This window comes from Pantoea sp. WMus005 (genome assembly GCF_013415305.1).
Lineage (GTDB): Bacteria > Pseudomonadota > Gammaproteobacteria > Enterobacterales > Enterobacteriaceae > Pantoea > Pantoea rara.
In genome coordinates this window covers 1,777,212-1,794,371 of sequence record NZ_JACBXU010000001.1, presented here as the reverse complement: position 1 = coordinate 1,794,371, position 17,160 = coordinate 1,777,212, and the positions used below count along the sequence as shown (strand labels likewise).

The window sequence follows — 17,160 nt, the reverse complement described above, 5'->3', positions numbered from 1 at the left end:
CGTTTCGATCAGGAGACGTGCTGCAGAAATTCGCGCAGACGATCGCTGGGGGGGTTGCTGATCAGGCTGTCGGGATCGCCATCTTCCGCAATCCGGCCTTTGTCGATAAAGATCAGGCGCGAAGCGACCTTCTGTGCGAAGCCGACTTCGTGCGTCACAATCACCATCGTCATGCCTTCTTCCGCCAGATCCTGCATCACTTTCAGCACTTCGTGACGCAGTTCCGGGTCCAGCGCTGAGGTGGGTTCATCAAATAGCATCATTTTTGGCTTAACCGCCAGCGCACGAGCAATCGCCACGCGCTGCTGCTGACCACCGGAAAGCTCAGACGGGAAGTGATGCGCACGCTCGGCCAGGCCCACTTTGCCCAGCAGTTCACGCGCCAGCTGGCGTGCCGCCTCTTTGCTGGCACCGCGCACCCGAATGGGACCAAAGGCGACGTTGTCCAGCGCACTCATCTGTGGGAACAGATGAAACTGCTGAAACACCATGCCCGCTTCCTGACGAATCAGGCGGTCATCAACTTTCGGGTCATTCACGCGCAGGCCATCAACAATCAGCTCGCCACTGGTGATCTCTTCCAGCTTGTTAATGCAACGCAGCAGCGTCGACTTACCGGAACCGGAGGGACCGATAATGACCACCACTTCGCCCTGGTTAATTTTCAGATCAATATTGTGCAGCACCTGGGTCTGGCCAAAATGCTTGGAGACATCTTTAAATTCAATCACAGGATTTTCACCCTTTTCTCAATGCGGCGCAGCACAAAGCTCAACACCAGCGTAATCACAAGATAGATGATCGCGACGGCGCTCCAGATTTCCAGAGCGCGGAAGTTACCGGCAATAATTTCCTGACCCTGACGTGTCAGTTCAGCCACACCGATAACGATGAACAGTGAGGTATCTTTGATGCTGACAATCCACTGGTTGCCCAGCGGCGGCAGCATACGGCGCAGCGCCAGCGGCATAATCACGTAGCGCAGCGTCTCGCGGCTCGACAGGCCAAGCGCCAGTCCGGCTTCGCGGAAGCCCTTGTTGATCGACAGCACGGCACCACGGGTAATCTCGGCAATATACGCGCCAGAGTTAATCATGATGGTGACCACCGCCGCGCTGAAGGGATCAATGCGCAGGTCGGGGAAGGCCATCGGCAAAGCAAAATAGATAAACATCACCTGCACCACGATCGGGGTGCCACGGATGATTTCGATAAACACCAGTGCGATGTTATTGGTGATCCAGCCGCCGTAAGCGCGGGCAAAACCGGCTACCAGCCCGATGAACAGGCCGCCAACCAGTCCAATAATTGAGATTATTAAGGTCAGTTTAGCGCCTTCAAGCAGCGCTGGCATGGCGGGCCAGATGACGCTCCAGTCAAACTCCATGGTGTCACTCCAGATATGTTGCGATGGAAAAAAGCAGGGAAAAAGTTTCCCTGCTGAAATCAGATAACGGGCAAATTATTATTTAGGTTCGGTGCCAAACCATTTTTTATAGAGCGTGTTGTAGGTGCCGTTCTCTTTCAGGGTTTTCAGTGCGCCGTTAACTTTTTCACGTAAATCGTCGCTGCCTTTCGGGAAGGCAATACCATACTGCTGCGCTTCAATTGAGTCGCCTACCGCTTTAAAGCGGCCTTTACCCGCAGTGTGGATGAAGTAAAGGATGTTAGGCGTGTCATGCAGCACGGCGTCCGCACGGTTGGTGCCCAGCTCCATATAGGCGCTGTCGATGTTCGGGAATTGACGCAGGTCTTTAGATTTGATGTTAGCTTTTGCGTATTCCACAGAGCCGGTACCGCTTTTCACAGCAACCACTTTACCGTTCAGATCGCTGATGCCTTTGATGTCGTTTTCATTATTACGCACCATGACCTGCAAACCGCTTTTGTAATAACCATCAGAAAACTCGATCGCTTTTTTACGTTCTTCAGTAATGGTGATACCCGCCAGTGCCAGATCGACATTGCGCGTTTGCAGTGCAGGGATAATGCCGCTGAAGTCCATTGGCTTCAGGGTGTAATCAAGCTTCAGCTCTTTTGCAATGGCATCCCACAGATCCACATCAAAGCCGACATATTTGTCGCCTTGTTTGAATTCAAACGGAACAAAGGCGGTATCAGTCGCGACGACCAGCTTCTTTTCGGCTGCAGTGGAGGAGAGGGAGAAGGCCAGCGCCAGCGCGGCCACAGAAACTTTTAACAGTGACTTCATCATTTTTCCTTTTTTTACTACCAGGCGGCAGGGCCTGCGTTTGCGGCTTGTCATATGAAAGAACTATGCCAACATTGCAAAATGCGAGAAATCAGGGAGTTGAATAACATAGCTGACACGATTTTGCAGTTAATTCTGCCTTTGCACCATTTTGGTGTTTAGTTTTGGTGCATGCGGCTATTTTGGTGCAAACGGTAGTGTGCCTCAGATGTTAAGGCTGTGAAGCGAAGGAAGGAAGAACTGTTAACAGGGTCATAAAAATGCGGTAACACAGACGTAAAAAAGGCGGGTTTCCCCGCCTGATTGACTGCAGTGAGTTTTATTCAATGTTGGCTTCGATGAACCACAGGAATTTATCCAGATCGCGTGATGCTGCAGTAAAGATGTCAGCAGTATCTTCGTCTTTCACTTCAGAAATGGCTTTACGGGTATCATTAGCAACAACGCTGTAGCGGTCTGCCAGCGCTTTCAGATGATCCTGAACGCTGTGGATGTTCAGCGGATAGCTTTTCAGCGGCGTCGTATCGTTAACCACCTGCGTAGTACCCAGCGCCACGCCACCCAGTTGAACGACACGCTCAGCAATGGTGTCCTGATGATCGGTGATCGCAGTGCGGAAGCCGTCCAGCATCTCATGCACACCGATGAAGTTAGCACCGCGCATGTTCCAGTGCGCCTGCTTAGTAATCAATGACAGGTCAATAAACTCGACTACCAGACGGTTCAACACCGCGATGGTGGCTTTCTTCTCGTCTTCGGCCACGTCATTGCGGGTATAAATCAGGTCAGAAGATTTAGTTTTAACCAATTTAGCGGTACTCATCGTTTCAGTCCTCTCTTTGATGGTTGTCCTAATCAAGTACCGAATAAGTATAGCAGCGCTTTTCAGCTTTGCAGAAACGACTTTGTCAATGGATGAAATAGCGTGGGTCTTTTTTTAAATGCGAAGCATCGCCTGAAACGTTAATACCATGTTAAAATAAAAACAGCTAAACATATAAAATTAAATCAATAGGTTATATGAGTTTGTAAATAACTGGTAAGCGACTATTTCAAAATAGTCAGCGCTTAAAAGAAAGATGATTAAGAATAGTTCTCATGATGAGCATGATTGTTATTTAGCCCGCCAGCAGAGCGGGCTGAAAGGGGTTATTTCTGACTATCGTCTGATAATTCAACACTGTTTAACTGACTCTTTTTCGGCCGCATGGTCAGCGTGGACCCGGCCGAGGCGATGATGATAGCCAGCAACGCCAGCCACTGAAGCCCGGTCAGGGTTTCCCCCAGAAACAGCATGCCGGAAAAGGCGGCCATGGCGGGTTCAAGACTCATCAACGTACCGAAGATGCGTGCCGGTAAGCGGGTGAGGGCGATCATCTCGAGTGAGTAGGGAATGGCGCTGGAGAGCAGGGCAACCAGCAACGCGACAGGCATCACAGCCCATGTCCAGATGCCACTTTCTGCGAATGTCAGCCCCAGCGGCACAAAAATCACTGAGGCAATCAGGGAACCGATGGCCACTGTGGCCGGACCATGTTCTGCGCCTGCCCGCTGTCCTGCCAGAATATAGATCGCCCAGCAGGCACCCGCACTTACGGCCAGCGCTGCACCCAGCGGATCAATGGCTGTCATGCCGGTGCCAAAAGGCAGCAGGAACCACAGACCAATCACCGCCAGTAGCACCCAGACAAAATCGAGCGGTCGGCGCGATCCAAACAGTGCCAGTGCAAGCGGGCCGGTGAATTCCAGTCCCACCGCCACGCCCAGCGGCACGGTACGAATCGCCAGATAGAAGGTGAAATTCATGGTGCCCAAGGCCAGGCCGTACATCAGCAGAGGCAGACGCTGCTCCCGACTAAAGCGTAAACGCCAGGGTTTGAAGATGACACAGAGGATCAGCGTGCCGAATCCCAGGCGCAGCGCGGTGATACCGGTGGCGCCTACCGCAGGAAACAGGCTTTTTGCCAGCGAAGCACCGCCCTGTAGCGACAGCATCGCAATCAGCAGTACGGCTATCGGCAACACTATTGGGGCAAGGGTTTTAGAAGCGGGAGAGGCAGACATCCTGTGTACTTTTCCTGGTCATCAGCATGTGAATGAACCAGTGTAAAGGAAATGGCGGGCAAAAAATCAGTGAAATAAGTTTTTAAATTTGCCTTAACTGAGCAAAATCTGGTCAAAATCAGTGCCATTTTGGTAAAGAAATGTCAGGTTTTTTTAGGATTTAACTTAAACAACGTAATAAGCACAAAATGATTATTGCAGGAAGATGACGGTTTTTATAAGAGAAATGAATGACATAGTCTGTTGCATTAACTTCCTGTTACACCAAACTTTCTGTTAGACAACAAAATCCGGGCAGAGTTTCTCGCTATTTTTTGTTATATTTTCAGCGTTGTCAGGAGAGAAGTATTTTCACATTTGAGGTGGTTATGAAAAAAATTGCATGTCTTTCAGCATTAGCCTGTGTACTGGCAGTATCTGCAGGTTCAGCAATGGCACAGAGCACCGTAACTGGTGGCTATGCTCAGAGCGATTATCAGGGCGTTGCTAACAAAGCTAACGGCTTCAACCTGAAATACCGCTACGAAGACGGTTCTAACCCACTGGGTTGGATCGGTTCATTCACCTACACTGAAAAAGATCGTACCGAAGATGGCGTTTACAATAAAGGCCAGTACTACGGTGTGACCGGTGGTCCAGCTTTCCGTCTGAACGACTGGGCTAGCATCTATGGTGTTGTAGGTATCGGCTACGGTAAATACCAGGGCAACGATACTTCATCACGTGATAAAACTGACACCAGCGACGTAGGTTTCTCTTACGGTGCAGGTCTTCAGTTTAACCCAATGCAGGACATCGCACTTGACGTTGGTTACGAGCAGAGCCGTATCCGTAGCGTTGACGTCGGTACCTGGATTGCTGGCGTAGGTTACAGCTTCTAAGTTTAGCTTAGCTGACCTGCCAAAAAACGGCCCCTTGTGGGCCGTTTTTTATTGCGCTGAATTTACCTGCCACTTTTCCGTCTCTGCACGTTTCCTGCCTCTTCTTTAAATCTAAAGCCGATCAACAGCCATGCGACGTTATGCCGCAGGGCATCATGTGCATGTGGCAACGTTAGAAAAAAGAGATCAGAGGGGGGAAGTGCGCCTCTCAGCCACTGGCTGAAAGGCACTGAATCAGGATTAGCCGCGCCAGATCAGATTCTGACAGCGACGATCGGCAGGCTTATGGCCCAGCAGTTTTTCAATCAACATCAGACGCAGTGTGAACGGGGAACGCGTCAGCAGGCACAGCCAGGATTTCATCTCCGTGGTTGTTTTCTTTTCAGCCTGGAAGCATTTGCTGCAATCTAAGCAACATTTCAGGGTGCTCATAGAATCACCTCCCAATCATAGTCGACGCAGTAGTCAGCAGCCTGCGGTGAGAAGCGTCATCATCACCGGAGCAACAGAGGATCAACAAGGATCACTCATTTGCTGCTTACATTATCAACAAATATAGCACTGGCTATATCGTTTAGCCAAGGCTAATGACGAAAAATTTGAGCTTCTTTGCGGCTGGTTTACAATGAGCGCAGCTAAATCCGTACAGCAGTGTCAGTACGGGCAATAATAATGAGGAAGCTGAATGAGTCGTCGTGCTAAAAGCGTGGTTTCTGCGCCAAAAGGACCACTGAAAGATATTGAAGAGCATGTCGAAGGTTTTCGGCAGGTGCGTGAAGCGCATCGTCGGGAATTAATTGATGACTACGTTGAGTTAATCTCTGATTTGATTGGTGAATTTGGCGAAGCACGTCAGGTCGATATGGCGGCCCGTCTGGGCGTTTCGCAACCCACTGTAGCTAAAATGCTGAAGCGGCTTGGCAGTGCCGGGCTGGTGGAGCAGGTGCCTTACCGCGGTGTCTTCCTGACCAGTGAAGGTGAGAAACTGGCAGAGGAGAGTCGCGCCCGTCATCATATTGTTGAAAGTTTTCTGCTGGCGTTAGGCATTAGTCCCGAAACGGCCCGGCGCGATTCTGAAGGTATTGAACATCACGTCAGTGATGAAACCCTGGCTGTATTTAAGAAGTTCTCCGAAACCCGTTAACGCTAAGGCGTACCCTCACCATGCCTCAACTGCTTCGATCTTTTTTGCATGACTCAATTTTGCATTTATTAATCGTGATTGGTGTAGTTCTGGCATTCCTGGCAGATTTTCGCTGGGCCGATCTGCCGGGTGCCGTAGACTGGCATACGATTATCACCCTTACCGGGTTGTTGATACTGACCAAAGGTCTGGAAACCAGCGGCTACTTTGATGTGCTGGGGGGACGACTGATTGCCCGTTTCCGGCACGAGCGTGCGCTTGCGCTATTTATGGTGCTGGCTGCTGCCTTGCTCTCGACGTTTCTGACTAACGATGTGGCGCTGTTTATTCTGGTGCCACTGACGCTGACGCTGCGAAAGTTCTCACATTTACCTATCTCGCGACTGATCATTTTTGAGGCGCTCGCGGTTAATGCCGGATCGCTGCTGACGCCTGTCGGCAACCCGCAAAACATCCTGCTGTGGAGTCACGGCAAGCTCAGCGTTATGGGATTTATTGTTCAGATGCTGCCGCTGGCTGCCTGGCTACTGCTGAGCCTGGTGGTGTTGACCTGGTTTAGCTTCTCAAAGCGGTCGATTGATAAGCATGACAACCCGGAGCAGCCGGAGTGGCAAAAGCCGCTGTTTATCGTCAGCGTGGTGTTATACCTGCTGTTTATCGCCGGTCTGGAGCTGGAGATTACCGGCTGGATACTGCTGCTGATCCTTGCCACCTTCATGGCGATGGCGCGCCCGGTGTTGCAGCGTATCGACTGGAGCCTGCTGGCAGTGTTCATCGCCATGTTTGTTGACGTCTTCCTGCTGACGCGGTTGCCAGTCATGCAGGCTCATTTTGATGCGGTGGCGCATTTTGGTCAGGGGCAGCTCTATCTGCTGGCAATTGGTCTGTCACAGGTAATCAGTAACGTCCCGGCAACGATACTTTTGCTGCAAAAAGTCCCGCCGACCGATGTGCTCGCCTGGGCGGTCAATATAGGCGGATTCGGTCTGCTGCCGGGTTCCCTGGCTAACCTCATTGCTTTGCGTATGGCGAAAGATCGCGCCGTGTGGTGGCAATTCCATCTCTTTTCCCTTCCTCTGCTGGCCTGGTCAATGGCCAGCGGCTGGCTGCTTCTGCGGTTGCTCAATTAGGCACGACGCATCCTGCTACCTCTGAGAGGTGGCAGGATGTGCGCCATTTCTCAAGTTTCGTAAAGTTGCGCTGGATTTTGTCAGTTTCCGAGATAAGGTTAACAGGACCTTTATGCCCGGGAATTAGGGCCTTAGCCAGTGATGGGAACTATGAGCGAGAATAACCAACACGATCCACACCAGCAGGACGCAGATAATGTGACGGATAAAAGCCGTCAGTCAGAGGAAAATCAGGACAACGACCAGCAACCTGAGCGTAAACGCCCCGGTAAAAAGCCGCTGATTATTCTGGCGGTGGTGGTGGTGATTATGCTGATTGTCGGTCTCTGGTTCTGGTTATCTACCCGCAATATCGAAACCACCGACGACGCCTTTACTGAAGGCGATGCCGTTACTATTGCGCCTAAAGCCTCCGGCTATGTCGTGAAGTTGCTGGTGAACGATAACCAGCGGGTGAAGAAGGGCGATCTGCTGGTAGAGATCGATCCCAGCGACAACCGTGCCCAGCGTGAACAGGCTAATGCGCAGCTCGGTTTAGCCGTTGCACAATTGCATCAGGCGCAGGCCCAGCTGGCGCTGTCAAAAGTACAGTATCCGGCTCAGCGCGATCAGGCTCTGGCCGATCAGGCTAAAGCAGAAGCGAATATGCTGAATGCGCAGGCGGATTACCGTCGCCAGCGTGGCGTCGATCCACGTGCGACCAGCCAGCGTAATATCGACAGCGCGTCCGCGCAGCTACGTTCGGCGCAGGCGCAGTTACAGAGTGCGAAAGCCCAGGTTGAAGTCGCCTCACAGGTTGCCCTGCAGATTCGTCAGCAGGAGACGAATGTGGAAGCGCGTCAGCAACAGGTTGAGCAGGCGAAGGCGCAGTTAAGCACGGCCGATCTTAATCTCTCCTATACCCAGGTTCGCGCGCCTTATGACGGGTTCATTACCAAGCGTAACGTTCAGCTGGGCACACTGGTGCAGGCCGGTTCCTCTCTGTTCTCGCTGGTTTCGCCTGAAATCTGGGTTACTGCGAACTTCAAAGAGTCTCAGCTGCAACGCATGAATCCGGGCGATAAAGTTGAAATCAGCGTCGATGCCTGGCCGGACATGAAGCTGGAAGGACACGTCGACAGTATTCAGATGGGCTCCGGCTCACGCTTCTCGACCTTCCCGTCAGAAAACGCCACCGGTAACTATGTGAAAATCGTTCAGCGCGTGCCGGTGAAAATCGTCATCGACAAGGGCCTGGATCCAAACCATCCACTGCCGCTGGGTCTCTCGGTTGAACCGAAGGTAACGGTGGAATGAGTACGGCGCAGAGCTGGAAACCGGCCAGTAATCCGTGGTTAGTCGCAATCACGGTGACGCTGGCGGTGTTTATGGAGATCCTCGACACCACTATCGTTAACGTGGCGCTGCCGCACATCGCCGGTTCGCTCTCCTCCAGTTACGATGAGTCAACGTGGGTGCTGACCTCCTATCTGGTGGCGAACGGCATTGTGTTGCCTATCTCTGCGTTCTTCAGCCGTCTGTTTGGCCGTAAACAGTTTTTCCTGATCTGCATCGTGATGTTCACCATCTGTTCCTTCCTGTGCGGCATCGCAACGGAACTATGGCAGATCATTTTGTTCCGCGTGCTGCAGGGCTTTTTTGGCGGCGGATTGCAGCCGGTTCAGCAGTCCGTGCTGCTGGACTACTTCAAGCCGGAAGATCGCGGCAAGGCCTTTGGTCTCTCCTCCATCGCTATTATTGTCGCGCCGGTCATTGGCCCGACATTAGGGGGCTGGATCACCGACAACTACAGCTGGCGTTGGGTGTTTTTTATCAACATTCCGGTGGGCATCCTGACCGTGATGGCGATCTATCAGCTGCTGGAAGATCCACCGTGGGAGCGTAAATGGGCCAAAGGTAAGCTGAAGATCGATTATATCGGTATCAGCCTGATTACCTTAGGACTGGGTTGTCTGCAGGTGATGCTGGATCGTGGAGAAGATGAGGACTGGTTCGCTTCGCACTTTATCGTGCTGTTCGCCATTCTGGCGCTGATCGGCATCGTCGGGGCCATTTACTGGCTGATGTATGCCCGTAAACCGGTGGTCGATATTCTGGTGATGAAAGACCGCAACTTCTGGGTGGCCGGGCTGCTGATGGCGGGCATGGCGATGATTCTGTATGGCAGTTCTGTGGTGCTGCCACAGCTGGCGCAGCAGGATCTGGGTTATACCGCCACCTGGTCAGGGCTGGTGTTATCGCCCGGCGCGGTGTTGATTGTACTGACGATTCCGCTGGTGCTGAAACTGATGCCGATTGTGCAGACGCGATACATCATCGCCTTTGGTTTCAGCTGTCTGGCTATAGCATTTTTCTATTCCGCCACCCTGACGCCGAATGTCGATTTCAAAACACTGGTGATGATGCGTAGCGCGCAGTCAATCGGGCTGGGTTTCCTGTTTGTTCCGTTGACGACGATCGCCTTTGTCACCATCCCGCAGCGACTTAATGCGGACGCCTCGGCGCTGTTTACCATGTTCCGTAACGTGGCCGGATCGATTGGGATTTCGCTCTCTACTGCAGCCATCACCGAGCGCGCCCAGGCGCGGTCGGCGCATATGGTGCATAACATGACGCCGCTGAACGAGCCGTTCAACGTTACGCTTCAGCACTGGGCGCAGGCGATACGCGATTTTACCTCGGCGGTGGGCGATCCCGTCACGCTGGCAACCGGACAGCTTTATCAGGAGATGATTGCGCAGTCGCGTATTCTCGCTTACATCGATGTCTTCTCAGGCCTGAGTATTGTCGCCCTGATTTTGATTCCATTTTGTTGGCTGCTGTCGCCGATTAAGAGCGAAGGCAGTGCAGGAGCACACTAACATGAAGGTTTTTTACTCTCATCGCCTGAAACCCCTGAGTTTGCTGCTGGCCCTTGGGCTGGCAGGCTGTGCCGTCGGGCCTGACTATCAGGCACCGAAACCTGTCGTGCCGGGTGGCTATAACACCCTGGATTCGCAGGAGGCGTCGAAGCCGCAAAACGCCGCGATTAATTCCCGCTGGTGGCGCAGCTTTAACGATCCGCAGCTCGACAGCCTGATTGAGCGGGCGATAGCGGGCAACCTGAGCCTGCAGCAGACCGTGCTTCGCATTGCCGGTGCGCGTGAACAGCTGACGCAGGCGCAGGGCAGTCTGTTCCCCAGCCTGAGCGGTTCGGCCAAAGTGACGCGTCAGCAGCTCGGACTTAAAGGCTTGCTGGAATCCAATGGTGCCACCGATCAGCTCGACAGCAATGTGTCCAGCCAGCTTAACGGGCTGACCCAGCCGGTTAACCTCTATCAGGGCAGCTTTGACGCCAGTTGGGAGCTGGACCTGTGGGGCAAAGTGCGCCGTCAGGTTGAGGCCGCCAATGCCCAGCAGCAGGCCGCGATAGAACAACGCAATGATGCGCTGGTTTCGCTGGAAGCCGAAGTGGCGCGAGCCTGGCTGCAGCTGCGAGGCGCGCAGAGCACCATCCAAACGCTGCAACAGCAAATTGAGATTGCGCAGCAGACGGCCGAGCTGACCCAGAGCCAGCAGCGTAATGGTCTGGCTCCGCTGACTGATGTGGAAAACGCCCGAGCCCAGCTCAGTACGCTGCAGGCGCAACTGCCGCAGTATCAGGCACAGGAACGACAGGCAATGAATGGGTTAGCGGTGCTGCTCGGCAAGACGCCAGGCGCGCTGGATGCTGAACTCAGTACGCCTAAAGCGTTGCCGCCGCTGCCGCAGTTTGTTCAGGTGGGCATTCCTTCCACGCTGGCACGCCGCCGTCCTGATATTCGGCAGGCTGAAGCGACCCTGCATGCACAAACCGCTGAGATTGGCGTTTCTGTGGCCCAGCTTTTCCCGAGTCTGTCTCTGACCGGCCAGCTTGGCGTCCGCAACACCGACGCCAGCTATCTGGATAACTGGAGCAGCCATTTCTACAGTTATGGACCATCGTTATCGATCCCGATCTTCCAGGGCGGTCAGCTGGTGTCGAGCGTGAAGTTAGCACGCGCGCAGCAGGCGAGCGCCGCACTGGATTATCGCCAGACGGTGCTGACAGCGTTGCAGGATGTGGAGAATGCGCTGGTCAGCTATCGCGCCGATCAACAACGCGTCACCGCACTGGATGAGACGACCGGTGCCCTGCAGCGCGCCTTTAATCTTGCCAGCGACAGTTATCGTCAGGGGCTTTCGACCTTCCTGGAGGTGCTGGATGCACAGCGTCAGCTGGCGCAGGCGCAGGAGCAGGCCACTCAGGCGAGGATGCAGAGCGCACTCGATTTAGTGGCGCTCTATAAAGCGCTGGGCGGTGGCTGGGAAACGTATCAGAACGTTGATATGCCAGATTACCCGGTGTTTGGCCCGGCCACGCAGGCGAATTAACCCCTCGGCGGTCGCTGCCTCTGCGCAGCGACCGCCTTATCTCTTTTTTATCCGCGCTAAACAGAAGTTTCAGCCTCTCAATATCGTTCATATTGATCTAACCTGTTGAATAGCCAGGTATCTCAGCATCCTTCTGTTCGGATAAGGCAGCAGAAAATAAACCACAGGTAACGACAGGAATATTAACAGCGCTTCTGGCGAACCAATATGTTTATGTTGCTGGTCCATCCTGGATTTCGGTTTTTGAACTGCGTCACTTTTCCTGATTTATTTCTTTGGCGTTTTTTTTAAACCATCTCATGAGTGAGTAAGTGGAGAGCTGTGCAAGTATTCGGCAGGCTGACCCAGGCAGAGCTGTTATTGCGCAGCGGAGCTGTTCTGCGATTAATCTGACTCTGCGGTTAATCGCAGCGGTAAAATGGATCGATCCGCGACAGGGGGTGTAATTAAAAACACTGCAGAGCGGTAATTCTTTTGCGCTATTTAATGGTGCTGCGGGTGTCTTTTTAAGCTTAATCTGTAAGCTGGTGTGACAGGGATCGCAGTCGGGCCACCTTTTTAATCTGTTATTGCCGGTATCCTGATTGTAAATAATAATGCCAAGCAGCCCACTTTTAGCAAACAGCATTAACTGCCCGCTTGCGGTATAATCTGGCTGAAATCGTTTTCATTTGCTGAGTAAAAGTGCGATTTGTTGTTAATTCAGCGTTAATAGAAGGTCAGGCATTGCTGTTTTTAATAGTGGTATGTGGAGTGAATTAATACTTAAGAATTGTCTGTAGCGTAAAAATAATTTATTTTTTTATTTGAATTAGGTAGTCTTGGCGCTACAGTTTTATTAACCCCCCTTAATCAAGGACATTGTGATGAGTGACGCATTTAAGGTACTGAACAATATTCGCACATTACGTGCCCAGGCTCGTGAACTGCCACTGACCGATCTTGAAGAGATCCTGGAAAAATTAACGGTAGTCGTTACTGAACGCCGCGAAGAAGCAGAAGCGGAAGAGACGCAGAATCGCGAAAAAGAAGAAAAGCTGTCTAAATATCGCGAAATGCTGCTGGCCGACGGCATCGATCCTAATGAATTATTAGGTGCGCTGGAAAGCGGAAAAAAACGCACCAAGCGTGCGCCGCGTCCGGCTAAATATTCTTACACCGACGAAAACGGTGAGCAGAAATCCTGGACTGGCCAGGGCCGCACCCCGGCAGCGATTAAAAAAGCGCTGGATTCCGGTAAAAGCCTGGACAGTTTCCTGATCGATTGATCAGCACAATCCTTGTAAGTGGGAGCCGGGGGGCCGATATGGCCCTCCGGCTTTTTTATTTCTGCCGGGATATCAATCACCCCGCCAGGAATCCACGCCTGACGCTGGCGTGCGCTGCGTCACATCTGGCATAATAGCCGCCGTTTTTTCATCCATTCTCTTCACAAAGGTCAATGCCGTGTTAGTTAGCAGCAATATCACCATGCAGTTTGGCAGTAAGCCACTGTTCGAAAATATCTCCGTTAAATTTGGCGGCGGTAATCGTTACGGTTTAATCGGTGCGAACGGCAGCGGAAAATCCACCTTCATGAAGATTTTGGGTGGCGATCTGGTGCCTTCAGGCGGCAACGTCTCTTACGATCCTAATGAGCGCATTGGTAAGCTGCGTCAGGATCAGTTCGCCTTTGAACAATTCAGCGTGCTGGACACTGTGATCATGGGTCACCATGAATTATGGGAAGTAAAGCAGGAGCGCGACCGTATTTATTCTTTGCCAGAGATGAGCGAAGAAGAGGGGTATAAAGTCGGCGATCTTGAGGCGCTCTATGGTGAGATGGACGGCTATAGCGCCGAGTCCCGTGCCGGTGAGTTATTACTCGGCGTCGGCATTCCCGTTGAGCAGCATTATGGTCCGATGAGCGAAATTGCACCGGGCTTTAAATTGCGGGTGTTGCTGGCGCAGGCGCTGTTTTCAAATCCCGATATTTTGTTACTCGACGAACCGACGAACAACCTGGACATCGATACTATTCGCTGGCTGGAGCAGGTGCTGAACGAGCGTGACAGCACCATGATTATCATTTCGCATGACCGTCACTTCCTTAATATGGTCTGCACCCACATGGCCGATTTGGATTATGGCGAGCTGCGGGTTTATTCCGGTAATTATGACGAATATATGACCGCTGCAACCCAGGCACGTGAACGTCTGTTATCTGATAACGCCAAGAAGAAAGCGCAGATTGCTGACTTACAATCATTCGTCAGTCGTTTTAGCGCCAACGCCTCTAAATCGCGTCAGGCGACATCACGCGCTAAGCAGATGGATAAAATTAAACTGGATGAAGTGAAAGCGTCCAGCCGTCAGAACCCATTTATCCGCTTTGAGCAGGACAAGAAGTTGTTCCGTAATGCGCTGGAAGTGGAAGGTTTAACCAAAGGGTTTGATAACGGTCCGCTGTTTAAGAATTTAAATCTGCTGCTGGAAGTGGGTGAGAAGCTGGCGGTGATTGGTGCCAATGGTATTGGTAAGTCGACGCTGTTGAAATCACTGGTGGGTCAGCTTACGCCAGATAATGGCACCGTTAAATGGTCAGAGAATGCACGTATTGGTTATTACGCTCAGGATCACGCGGATGATTTTGCCAATGACCTGACCGTATTTGACTGGATGAGTCAGTGGAAACAGCCTGGCGATGATGAGCAGACCATTCGCGGTATTCTGGGTCGTCTGCTGTTTTCTCAGGATGATATTAAGAAGCCGGCGAAAGTGCTTTCGGGTGGTGAGAAGGGCCGTATGTTGTTCGGTAAGCTGATGATGGAAAAACCGAACATCCTGATTATGGATGAGCCGACCAACCATCTTGATATGGAGTCGATTGAATCACTCAATATGGCGCTGGAGATGTATGAAGGCACGCTGGTGTTTGTTTCACACGACCGTGAATTTGTCAGCTCGCTGGCAACCCGCGTCATTGAGTTGAAAGCAGACAAGGTGGTGGACTTCACCGGTAATTACGAAGATTACCTGCGGAGTCAGGGTATCGTCTGATAAAAACGGGGTGGCGCAGGCCACCCCGTTTTTTTTGTGCCGATGACTGGCTTATTATTTTTGAGGCGGGTGGTTCGGCTTGTTCTGTTGTTCAGCATAAGCTCAGGGAGCATACGCCTTTCACAAAAACGTAAACCCCGCCATCTCTGTCCCGTGATGCTTTGCTACAGGCGTATGCTTACTTCACTTTGAGTTTTGAGCTGTTTGCAAAATGATTCCCGCAGAGGGTTAAGCTCCACGACCACACACTTCACAATGCGCGTCCTGCGCGACTTTCATGCTGCGGAACTCCGCGCTCATCGCATCGTACATCAGCAACCGGCTGGTGGCGGGTGTGCCAAAGGCAGTCAGTACTTTAATCGCTTCCATCGCCTGCATCGCACCAATGACGCCGACCAGTGGGGCCATGACGCCAGCTTCCACGCAACTCAGCGTCTGTGCGCCAAACAGGCGGCTGATACAGCGATAGCAGGGTGTGCCAGATTGCCAGGTGAATACGCTGATCTGGCCTTCCATCCGAATTGCGGCGCCTGAGACCAGCGGCACGCGCTGCTGCCGACAGAGGCGGTTGAGCTGCTCACGCACCGAAACGTTGTCGGTGCAGTCCAGCACGACCTGCTGCCGGGCAATCAGCGCCAGCAGCGCTGTATCGTCCAGCTGTCCGTTGATCGGATGCAACTGGCAGCGCGGATTGATGGCGGCCAGGCTTTGTGCGGCGGAGTCCACTTTGGCGCGGCCAATATCCGCGTCATGGTGAAGAATCTGCCGTTGCAGGTTAGAGTGCGACACGGTATCGAAATCGAGCAGCGTCATGTTACCGACGCCGGCAGACGCCAGGTAGGGCGCAGCCGCGCAGCCGAGTCCGCCCAGTCCCACGACCAGCGCATGGCTCGCTTTGAGCCGCTCCTGACCGTCGAAATCAAAGCCGCGCAGGACAATCTGCCGGTTGTAGCGCAGCATCTCCTCATCGCTTAATTCAGGCAGCATTTATGCCTCCAGCAGGGTGTTGAACGGTTCTACCTCAACCCATTCGCCCGGCTCAACGTTACCGCGATCCCGCTCCAGTACAATGAAGCAGTTTGCCTGGGCAAAAGAGCTGAAGACGTGTGAACCCTGCATTCCGGTCGTCTCTACCTCAAGATCACCCTGGGCGTTCTGACGCAGGATGCCGCGCTGGAAGTCGAGACGCCCCGGCGATTTTTTCAGTCGCGAGGCGCAGCGCACTTTCTGACGGGGTGGCAAGGCGGATTTTTGCTGGCCAGTGAGGGTGGCAAGCAGAGGCTGAACAAGCTGATAGAAGGTGACGACGGCGGAGACCGGATTACCTGGCAGACCACAGAACCAGCTACTGTTGAGGCGGCCAAAAGCAAACGGCTTGCCGGGCTTCATCGCCAGCTTCCAGAAGCTGATGACGCCAAGCTCTTCCAGCATATTTTTGGTGAAGTCCGCTTCGCCCACCGAGACGCCGCCGGTGCTGATCACCACATCGGCCTGCCGATCGGCTTCCTCAAAGGCAGCGCGAAGAGCAGCAGGATCATCTTTGATGATGCCAAGGTCGATGACCTCACAGCCGAGCTTATGAAGCATCAGCGACACGGCAAAACGGTTGGTGTCGTAAATCTGGCCCTCTGCCAGCGGCTCACCGACCGGCTGGAGTTCATCACCGGTGGAGAAGATAGCGACCCGCAGTTTTCGCAGCACGCTGACCTGCGCGATACCCAGCGAAGCCAGCAGTGGCAGCTCGGCGGCACCCAGACGCGTTCCCGCTTCCAGCACCACATGACCCGGCTGAATATCGTCGCCGGTCAGGCGAATGTTTTGTCCGGGACGCACGGGCGCGGTAATCACAATTGCCTCGCCCTGAGACTCGGTCTGCTCCTGCATCACCACCGCTTCACAACCTGTGGGCACCGGCGCACCGGTCATGATGCGGATCACGCTGCCCTGCGGCCACTCACCGCTGAACGGCGCGCCCGCAAAGGCTTTGCCCGCCACGGGTAACGGCTGGCCGCTGCTGACATCGGCCAGCCTGACGGCGTAGCCATCCATCGCGGAGTTATCAAAGGGCGGCACCGCAATCGGCGAGGTCACTGCTTTTGCCGTGATGCGACCGACTGCATCGGCCAGCGGCACGCTCAGTGAATCGGTCACGGGCGTCAGCTGTGACAGCATTTTTTGTTGCGCCTCCTCAAGGGAGATCAAACCTGCAGTAAAACTTTCCATAAATAGTCCAGCCTGGTTAACTCAGATGCTGCCTATTATGGGTCGGATTAGCTGCTGAGTCACATCGGTGTCGGC

At 53.1% G+C, this 17,160-nt stretch carries 16 protein-coding genes; 8 read left to right on the top strand and 8 right to left on the bottom strand.

Going from position 1 to position 17,160, the window contains the following annotated elements; translation table 11 throughout:
* Positions 1-8: 8 nt before the first annotated feature.
* The 5 genes from glnQ to rhtA form a co-directional block, all read right to left on the bottom strand.
* Positions 9-731, bottom strand: coding sequence for a glutamine ABC transporter ATP-binding protein GlnQ (gene glnQ / locus HZZ01_RS08160; protein WP_003851741.1), 723 nt, complete (start codon positions 729-731; stop codon positions 9-11).
* Positions 728-1,387 carry a glutamine ABC transporter permease GlnP gene (gene glnP, locus HZZ01_RS08155; protein WP_022625976.1) on the bottom strand — a complete coding sequence of 220 codons (660 nt, stop codon included), beginning with the start codon at positions 1,385-1,387 and terminating at the stop codon, positions 728-730. The genes glnQ and glnP overlap by 4 nt, the downstream gene beginning before the upstream one ends.
* Positions 1,388-1,465: 78 nt before the next feature.
* Positions 1,466-2,212, bottom strand: a complete 747-nt coding sequence (glnH, locus tag HZZ01_RS08150; protein WP_090962721.1) for a glutamine ABC transporter substrate-binding protein GlnH — start codon at positions 2,210-2,212, stop codon at positions 1,466-1,468.
* Positions 2,213-2,531: 319 nt separating this feature from the next.
* Positions 2,532-3,035 (bottom strand): DNA starvation/stationary phase protection protein Dps, encoded by a 504-nt coding sequence (gene dps / locus HZZ01_RS08145; protein WP_090962719.1) that lies wholly within the window; start codon positions 3,033-3,035, stop codon positions 2,532-2,534.
* 326 nt (positions 3,036-3,361) lie between these two features.
* Positions 3,362-4,276, bottom strand: a complete 915-nt coding sequence (gene rhtA / locus HZZ01_RS08140) for a threonine/homoserine exporter RhtA (RefSeq protein ID WP_179896313.1) — start codon at positions 4,274-4,276, stop codon at positions 3,362-3,364.
* 368 nt (positions 4,277-4,644) lie between these two features.
* Here rhtA and ompX point away from each other — a divergent pair, with 368 nt between their 5' ends.
* Positions 4,645-5,157: an outer membrane protein OmpX gene (gene ompX / locus HZZ01_RS08135; protein ID WP_090962715.1), complete on the top strand. Its 513-nt coding sequence runs from the start codon at positions 4,645-4,647 to the stop codon at positions 5,155-5,157.
* A 240-nt stretch (positions 5,158-5,397) separates the two neighbouring features.
* Here the strand turns inward: ompX and HZZ01_RS08130 are convergent, their stop codons facing one another.
* A complete protein-coding gene (locus HZZ01_RS08130) occupies positions 5,398-5,589 on the bottom strand; it encodes a hypothetical protein (protein WP_033782439.1) in 192 nt (63 codons plus the stop codon).
* Between the two features lie 253 nt (positions 5,590-5,842).
* Between HZZ01_RS08130 and mntR the strand changes: the two genes are divergently transcribed.
* From mntR to HZZ01_RS08095, 7 genes are all read left to right on the top strand, one after another.
* Entirely contained in the window at positions 5,843-6,301 is a 459-nt protein-coding gene (gene mntR, locus HZZ01_RS08125) for a manganese-binding transcriptional regulator MntR (protein WP_003850512.1), read from the top strand.
* A 20-nt stretch (positions 6,302-6,321) separates the two neighbouring features.
* Positions 6,322-7,431 carry an SLC13 family permease gene (locus HZZ01_RS08120; RefSeq protein WP_179896311.1) on the top strand — a complete coding sequence of 370 codons (1,110 nt, stop codon included), beginning with the start codon at positions 6,322-6,324 and terminating at the stop codon, positions 7,429-7,431.
* 150 nt (positions 7,432-7,581) lie between these two features.
* On the top strand, positions 7,582-8,727 hold the full coding sequence (locus HZZ01_RS08115; protein WP_179896309.1) for an HlyD family secretion protein: 1,146 nt from the start codon (positions 7,582-7,584) through the stop codon (positions 8,725-8,727).
* A complete protein-coding gene (locus tag HZZ01_RS08110; RefSeq protein ID WP_179896307.1) occupies positions 8,724-10,292 on the top strand; it encodes a DHA2 family efflux MFS transporter permease subunit in 1,569 nt (522 codons plus the stop codon). The genes HZZ01_RS08115 and HZZ01_RS08110 overlap by 4 nt, the downstream gene beginning before the upstream one ends.
* A gap of 1 nt (position 10,293) precedes the next feature.
* Positions 10,294-11,823, top strand: coding sequence for an efflux transporter outer membrane subunit (locus HZZ01_RS08105; protein ID WP_179896305.1), 1,530 nt, complete (start codon positions 10,294-10,296; stop codon positions 11,821-11,823).
* A gap of 866 nt (positions 11,824-12,689) precedes the next feature.
* Positions 12,690-13,091 carry an H-NS family nucleoid-associated regulatory protein gene (locus HZZ01_RS08100; RefSeq protein ID WP_003850507.1) on the top strand — a complete coding sequence of 134 codons (402 nt, stop codon included), beginning with the start codon at positions 12,690-12,692 and terminating at the stop codon, positions 13,089-13,091.
* A gap of 178 nt (positions 13,092-13,269) precedes the next feature.
* Positions 13,270-14,862 carry an ABC-F family ATPase gene (locus HZZ01_RS08095; RefSeq protein ID WP_033782451.1) on the top strand — a complete coding sequence of 531 codons (1,593 nt, stop codon included), beginning with the start codon at positions 13,270-13,272 and terminating at the stop codon, positions 14,860-14,862.
* A 228-nt stretch (positions 14,863-15,090) separates the two neighbouring features.
* Here the strand turns inward: HZZ01_RS08095 and moeB are convergent, their stop codons facing one another.
* Positions 15,091-15,849, bottom strand: a complete 759-nt coding sequence (gene moeB, locus HZZ01_RS08090; RefSeq protein WP_179896303.1) for a molybdopterin-synthase adenylyltransferase MoeB — start codon at positions 15,847-15,849, stop codon at positions 15,091-15,093.
* On the bottom strand, positions 15,850-17,085 hold the full coding sequence (gene moeA, locus HZZ01_RS08085; RefSeq protein ID WP_179896301.1) for a molybdopterin molybdotransferase MoeA: 1,236 nt from the start codon (positions 17,083-17,085) through the stop codon (positions 15,850-15,852).
* Positions 17,086-17,160: the final 75 nt, after the last annotated feature.

What these genes read in the sequence shown, in the direction of transcription:
- HZZ01_RS08115 (WP_179896309.1), top strand. Translation starts at nt 7,582, where the DNA reads ATGAGCGAGAATAACCAACACGATCCACACCAGCAGGACGCAGATAAT.
- mntR (WP_003850512.1), top strand. Translation starts at nt 5,843, where the DNA reads ATGAGTCGTCGTGCTAAAAGCGTGGTTTCTGCGCCAAAAGGACCACTG.
- rhtA (WP_179896313.1), bottom strand. Translation starts at nt 4,276, where the DNA reads ATGTCTGCCTCTCCCGCTTCTAAAACCCTTGCCCCAATAGTGTTGCCG.
- HZZ01_RS08120 (WP_179896311.1), top strand. Translation starts at nt 6,322, where the DNA reads ATGCCTCAACTGCTTCGATCTTTTTTGCATGACTCAATTTTGCATTTA.
- HZZ01_RS08105 (WP_179896305.1), top strand. Translation starts at nt 10,294, where the DNA reads ATGAAGGTTTTTTACTCTCATCGCCTGAAACCCCTGAGTTTGCTGCTG.
- ompX (WP_090962715.1), top strand. Translation starts at nt 4,645, where the DNA reads ATGAAAAAAATTGCATGTCTTTCAGCATTAGCCTGTGTACTGGCAGTA.
- moeA (WP_179896301.1), bottom strand. Translation starts at nt 17,085, where the DNA reads ATGGAAAGTTTTACTGCAGGTTTGATCTCCCTTGAGGAGGCGCAACAA.
- glnH (WP_090962721.1), bottom strand. Translation starts at nt 2,212, where the DNA reads ATGAAGTCACTGTTAAAAGTTTCTGTGGCCGCGCTGGCGCTGGCCTTC.
- HZZ01_RS08130 (WP_033782439.1), bottom strand. Translation starts at nt 5,589, where the DNA reads ATGAGCACCCTGAAATGTTGCTTAGATTGCAGCAAATGCTTCCAGGCT.
- moeB (WP_179896303.1), bottom strand. Translation starts at nt 15,849, where the DNA reads ATGCTGCCTGAATTAAGCGATGAGGAGATGCTGCGCTACAACCGGCAG.
- glnP (WP_022625976.1), bottom strand. Translation starts at nt 1,387, where the DNA reads ATGGAGTTTGACTGGAGCGTCATCTGGCCCGCCATGCCAGCGCTGCTT.
- HZZ01_RS08110 (WP_179896307.1), top strand. Translation starts at nt 8,724, where the DNA reads ATGAGTACGGCGCAGAGCTGGAAACCGGCCAGTAATCCGTGGTTAGTC.
- dps (WP_090962719.1), bottom strand. Translation starts at nt 3,035, where the DNA reads ATGAGTACCGCTAAATTGGTTAAAACTAAATCTTCTGACCTGATTTAT.
- HZZ01_RS08100 (WP_003850507.1), top strand. Translation starts at nt 12,690, where the DNA reads ATGAGTGACGCATTTAAGGTACTGAACAATATTCGCACATTACGTGCC.